Source organism: Streptomyces sp. WAC05292, assembly GCF_003949955.1.
In the GTDB taxonomy this organism is placed as follows: domain Bacteria; phylum Actinomycetota; class Actinomycetes; order Streptomycetales; family Streptomycetaceae; genus Streptomyces; species Streptomyces globosus.
On sequence record NZ_RPSE01000446.1, the window covers coordinates 1 to 4,742 of the forward strand.

Genomic DNA, 4,742 nt, shown 5'->3' on the forward strand with positions numbered 1-4,742 from the left:
GGTCAGGCCGCGGCGGCGGGGGCGCGCCGGGGGCCGGCCGCGGCGGCGGCCAGGCGGCCCAGGGCCTCGTCGCGGCCGCAGGGGTGCGCGCCGAGGGCGGTGTGGCGGGCGACGATGCCCCGCTCGGCCCGCATCAGGCGCAGGCCGCGCCGCAGCAGGAACAGCACGGACTTCCGGCCCTCGCGCAGGTCGCGGAGCAGGCGGCGGCGGAAGGTGGTGGAGGGCCGGCCGCGCAGGCAGATCGCGTCGGCGAGGAGGCCGAGCTCCTGGCAGCGGGCCGCTATGTCTGCGGCGAAGATGCCCTCCGCGATGAACAGCGGGGCGCCCGCGGTGTCGAGGGTTTCCGTGCCGGTGCGGGAGGACGTCGAGATGTCGTAGACGGGGACCTCGGTGCGGCCGGTGCGGCACAGGTCGGCGACCGCGGCGACGGCGGTGTCGGCGTCCCAGGAGAGCGGCGAGTCCCAGTCGATGTCGGAGCTTCCCTCGACCAGGGGGAGGGACGGGTCGTCGCCCTCCTTGTAGAAGTCGTCCAGCCGGAGCACGGGAAGCCCGGACCGGGCGGCCAGCGAGGACTTTCCGGAACCCGAGGGCCCGGTCAACAGGACGACACGCGCAGGCGAAGGAGAGGAGGAGCTCACGGGACACCAGTGTGACGCATTCCCCCGCGCAGGGGATGCCATCTGCGGGCGGTTGGTATCCAGGATCACACCTCCACTACGCTGCGTGCGCACGCGAACACGACCACAGGCGGGAAACCCATGGCACGTCACGCAGCCCCCGGCACCTCCAGCGCCCTGCGCTCCGCGCGCTCCGCGGGCCTCACGCTCTCCATGGCCGGCGCGGCCCTCGCGATGGCGGCGGGCGGCGCCCAGGCGGGCGAACTGTCGGTCCCGGCGGCCGTGTCCGGCGTCGTCGACCCGATCGCCAACCTGAAGGTGAACCCGCTCGCGAAGACCGGGGTGGACCCGCTGGACAACGGGATCGCCACGAAGGTCGCGGACTTCCCGGCGGTCGGCACGGGCATGGTCACCGGCGCGCTGACGCAGGGCCCGTCGGTCAAGGAGCTGCCGACGGCCGCCGTGACGTCCCTCCTGGGGCCCGTACTCCCGCAGTAGGCGCGGCCCCAGGGCAGCGGAAGGGCCTCGGCGGCACGTGCGTGCCGCCGAGGCCCTTCCGCGTTCCGCGCGGGGTGCGGTCCTGCTAGTAGGCGGAGCCGGAGGCGCCGAGGGAGCCGGTCGGGTGCCAGACCGTCTTGGTCTCCAGGAACGCCGTCATGCGCGACGTGCCCGGGTCGGCGCTCCAGTCGTCCACAGGCTGTGGACGCAGGACGCGCTTGAGGTTGTCGGCCGCGGCGATCTCCAGCTCCTTGGCCAGCGCCTCGCCGGCGCCCGCCAGGTCGATCGCGTTGACGTCCTGGTGGGCCGCCAGGTGCGGGCCCATCTCGGAGGCCTTGCCGGAGAGGACGTTCACCACGCCGCCGGGCAGGTCGGAGGTGGCGAGCACCTCGCCGAGGGACAGCGCCGGCAGCGGGGCCTTCTCGGAGGCGATGACGACGGCGGTGTTGCCCGTCGCGATCACCGGGGCGATCACGGAGACCAGGCCGAGGAAGGACGACTCCTGCGGGGCGACGACCGCGACGACACCGGTCGGCTCGGGCGTCGACAGGTTGAAGTACGGGCCCGCGACCGGGTTGGCGCCGCCCACGACCTGGCCGATCTTGTCGGTCCAGCCCGCGTACCAGACCCAGCGGTCGATCGCGGCGTCCACGACGGCGGCGGCCTTGGACTTCGACAGCCCCTCGGCGTCGCCGACCTCGCGGACGAACTGCTCGCGGCGGCCCTCCAGCATCTCGGCGATGCGGTAGAGGATCTGGCCGCGGTTGTACGCGGTCGCGCCCGACCAGCCGCCGAACGCCTTGCGGGCGGCGACGACCGCGTCGCGGGCGTCCTTGCGGGAGGAGAGGGGGGCGTTGGCCAGCCACTTGCCCTTCGAGTCCGTCACCTCGTACACCCGGCCGCTCTCGGAACGCGGGAACTTCCCGCCGACGTACAGCTTGTAGGTCTTGAAGACGTTCAGTCGCGTGGTCGACTCAGACATCGAGGTAGGCCTCCAGACCGTGGCGACCGCCCTCGCGGCCGAAGCCCGACTCCTTGTAGCCGCCGAAGGGCGAGGTCGGGTCGAACTTGTTGAACGTGTTGGCCCAGACGACGCCCGCGCGGAGCTTGTTCGCGACGGCCAGGATGCGCGAGCCCTTCTCCGTCCAGATGCCCGCCGACAGGCCGTACTGGCTGTTGTTGGCCTTCGCCACGGCCTCGTCGGGCGTGCGGAAGGTCAGGACCGACAGCACCGGGCCGAAGATCTCGTCGCGGGCGATGGTGTGCGCCTGCGTGACGTTCGTGAACAGCGTCGGGGCGAACCAGTAGCCGGCGGACGGCAGCTCGCACGCCGGGGACCAGCGCTCGGCGCCCTCGGCCTCGCCGGTCTCGGCGAGCGCGGTGATCCGGGCGAGCTGCTCCGCGGAGTTGATCGCGCCGATGTCGGTGTTCTTGTCGAGCGGGTCGCCGAGGCGCAGCGTGGACAGGCGGCGCTTGAGGGAGTCCAGCAGCTCGTCGTGGATCGACTCCTGGACGAGCAGGCGGGAGCCGGCGCAGCAGACCTGGCCCTGGTTGAAGAAGATGCCGCCGACGATGCCCTCGACGGCCTGGTCGATCGGCGCGTCGTCGAAGACGATGTTGGCGCCCTTGCCGCCCAGCTCCAGGGTGACCTTCTTGCCGGTGCCGGCGACCTGGCGGGCGATGGCCTTGCCGACCGCGGTGGAGCCGGTGAAGGCGACCTTGTTCACGTCCGGGTGGGCGACGAGCTCGGCGCCCGCGTCCCCGTAGCCGGGGATGATGTTGACGACGCCCTTGGGCAGCCCGGCCTGGCGGCAGATGTCCGCGAAGAACAGGGCGGACAGCGGGGTCGTCTCGGCCGGCTTGAGGACGACGGTGTTGCCGGCGGCGAGCGCCGGGGCGATCTTCCACGCCAGCATCAGCAGCGGGAAGTTCCACGGGATGACCTGGCCGGCGACGCCGAGCGGGCGCGGGTCGGCGCCGTAGCCGGCGTGGCCGAGCTTGTCGGCCCAGCCCGCGTAGTAGAAGAAGTGCGCGGCGACCAGCGGGAGGTCCGCGTCGCGGGTCTCCTTGATCGGCTTGCCGTTGTCGAGGGTCTCCAGGACGGCCAGCTCGCGGCTGCGCTCCTGGATGATCCGGGCGATGCGGAAGAGGTACTTGGCGCGCTCGGCGCCGGGCAGCGCGGACCACTTCTCGAAGGCCTTGCGGGCGGCCCTCACGGCGCGGTCGACGTCGGCGGCGCCGGCCTGGGCGACCTCGGAGAGGACCTCCTCGGTGGACGGCGAGACGGTCTTGAAGACCTTGCCGTCGGCCGCGTCGGTGAACTCGCCGTCGATGAAGAGGCCGTAGGAGGGGGCGATGTCGACGACCGAGCGGGACTCGGGAGCCGGAGCGTACTCGAATGCAGATGCCATGGTGATCAGTCCACCGTCACGTAGTCGGGACCGGAGTAACGGCCGGTGCTCAGCTTCTGGCGCTGCATCAGCAGGTCGTTGAGCAGGCTGGAGGCGCCGAAGCGGAACCACTCGCTGGTCAGCCAGTCCTCGCCGGCGGTCTCGTTGACCAGGACCAGGAACTTGATCGCGTCCTTGGTCGTGCGGATGCCGCCGGCCGGCTTCACGCCGATCTGGATGCCCGTCTGCGCCCTGAAGTCGCGGACGGCTTCGAGCATCAGGAGGGTGTTGGCCGGGGTGGCGTTGGTGCCCACCTTGCCGGTCGAGGTCTTGATGAAGTCCGCGCCGGCGAGCATGCCGATCCATGAGGCGCGGCGGATGTTGTCGTACGTCGACAGCTCGCCGGTCTCGAAGATGACCTTCAGGCGGGCGGCGGTGCCGTCCTCGCGGACGCACGCCTCCTTCACGGCCTTGATCAGCTCGTACGTCTCCAGGTAGCGGCCGGCGAGGAAGGCGCCACGGTCGATGACCATGTCGATCTCGTCGGCGCCGGCGGCGACGGCGTCACGGGTGTCGGCGAGCTTGACGGGCAGCGCGGCGCGGCCGGCCGGGAAGGCGGTCGCGACGGACGCCACCTTGACGTCGGCGCCGTTCAGGGCGGCCTTCGCGGTGGCCACCATGTCCGGGTAGACGCAGACCGCGGCGGTCATGGGCGTCGTACGGTCGGTCGGGTCGGGGTGGACGGCCTTCGCGGCGAGCGCACGGACCTTGCCCGGGGTGTCGGCACCCTCGAGCGTGGTCAGGTCGATCATCGAGATGGCGAGGTCGATGGCGTACGCCTTGGCCGTCGTCTTGATCGAACGGGTCCCGAGCGCGGCCGCGCGGGCCTCCAGGCCGACGGCGTCCACGCCGGGCAGCCCGTGCAGGAAGCGGCGCAGCGCACTGTCGGACGTCGTCACGTCGGCGAATGCGGTGAGGGTGGTGGGCATGGTCACCACACGAGCATATCTACGCGCGTAGCGGCCTGTCACCCCCATGCGTGCACATCTGTGCGGGGCCGGCCGCATCCGTGCTGTGAGGGCCGCGGCAAAGGCGCTGGTCACCGCCGTTGCACGGCCATGACGGGAATCCGACGGTCCGGCCGAAACCCGCGCATGGATTTTTCCCGGCAGCCCGTCAGACCTCCCGGACCACGGACCACGGCCATGGGGGAGCGGTAGACCCGGTCGTCGTAGAC

At 71.8% G+C, this 4,742-nt stretch carries 5 protein-coding genes; 1 reads left to right on the forward strand and 4 read right to left on the reverse strand.

Going from position 1 to position 4,742, the window contains the following annotated elements:
- Window positions 1-2: 2 nt before the first annotated feature.
- Window positions 3-680: a uridine kinase gene (locus EF903_RS28850; RefSeq protein WP_260616066.1), complete on the reverse strand. Its 678-nt coding sequence runs from the start codon at window positions 678-680 to the stop codon at window positions 3-5.
- 78 nt (window positions 681-758) lie between these two features.
- Here EF903_RS28850 and EF903_RS28855 point away from each other — a divergent pair, with 78 nt between their 5' ends.
- Complete coding sequence (locus EF903_RS28855) at window positions 759-1,115, forward strand: hypothetical protein (RefSeq protein WP_125547951.1); 357 nt, start codon at window positions 759-761, stop codon at window positions 1,113-1,115.
- Window positions 1,116-1,200: 85 nt separating this feature from the next.
- Here EF903_RS28855 and EF903_RS28860 read toward each other — a convergent pair whose 3' ends face one another.
- From EF903_RS28860 to deoC, 3 genes are read right to left on the reverse strand one after another with little or no spacing between them, the layout of a single operon-like run.
- Window positions 1,201-2,097 carry an aldehyde dehydrogenase family protein gene (locus EF903_RS28860; protein ID WP_125547952.1) on the reverse strand — a complete coding sequence of 299 codons (897 nt, stop codon included), beginning with the start codon at window positions 2,095-2,097 and terminating at the stop codon, window positions 1,201-1,203.
- A complete protein-coding gene (locus EF903_RS28865; protein ID WP_125547953.1) occupies window positions 2,090-3,526 on the reverse strand; it encodes an aldehyde dehydrogenase family protein in 1,437 nt (478 codons plus the stop codon). The genes EF903_RS28860 and EF903_RS28865 overlap by 8 nt, the downstream gene beginning before the upstream one ends.
- Before the next feature lie 5 nt (window positions 3,527-3,531).
- On the reverse strand, window positions 3,532-4,494 hold the full coding sequence (gene deoC / locus EF903_RS28870; RefSeq protein ID WP_125547955.1) for a deoxyribose-phosphate aldolase: 963 nt from the start codon (window positions 4,492-4,494) through the stop codon (window positions 3,532-3,534).
- Window positions 4,495-4,742: the final 248 nt, after the last annotated feature.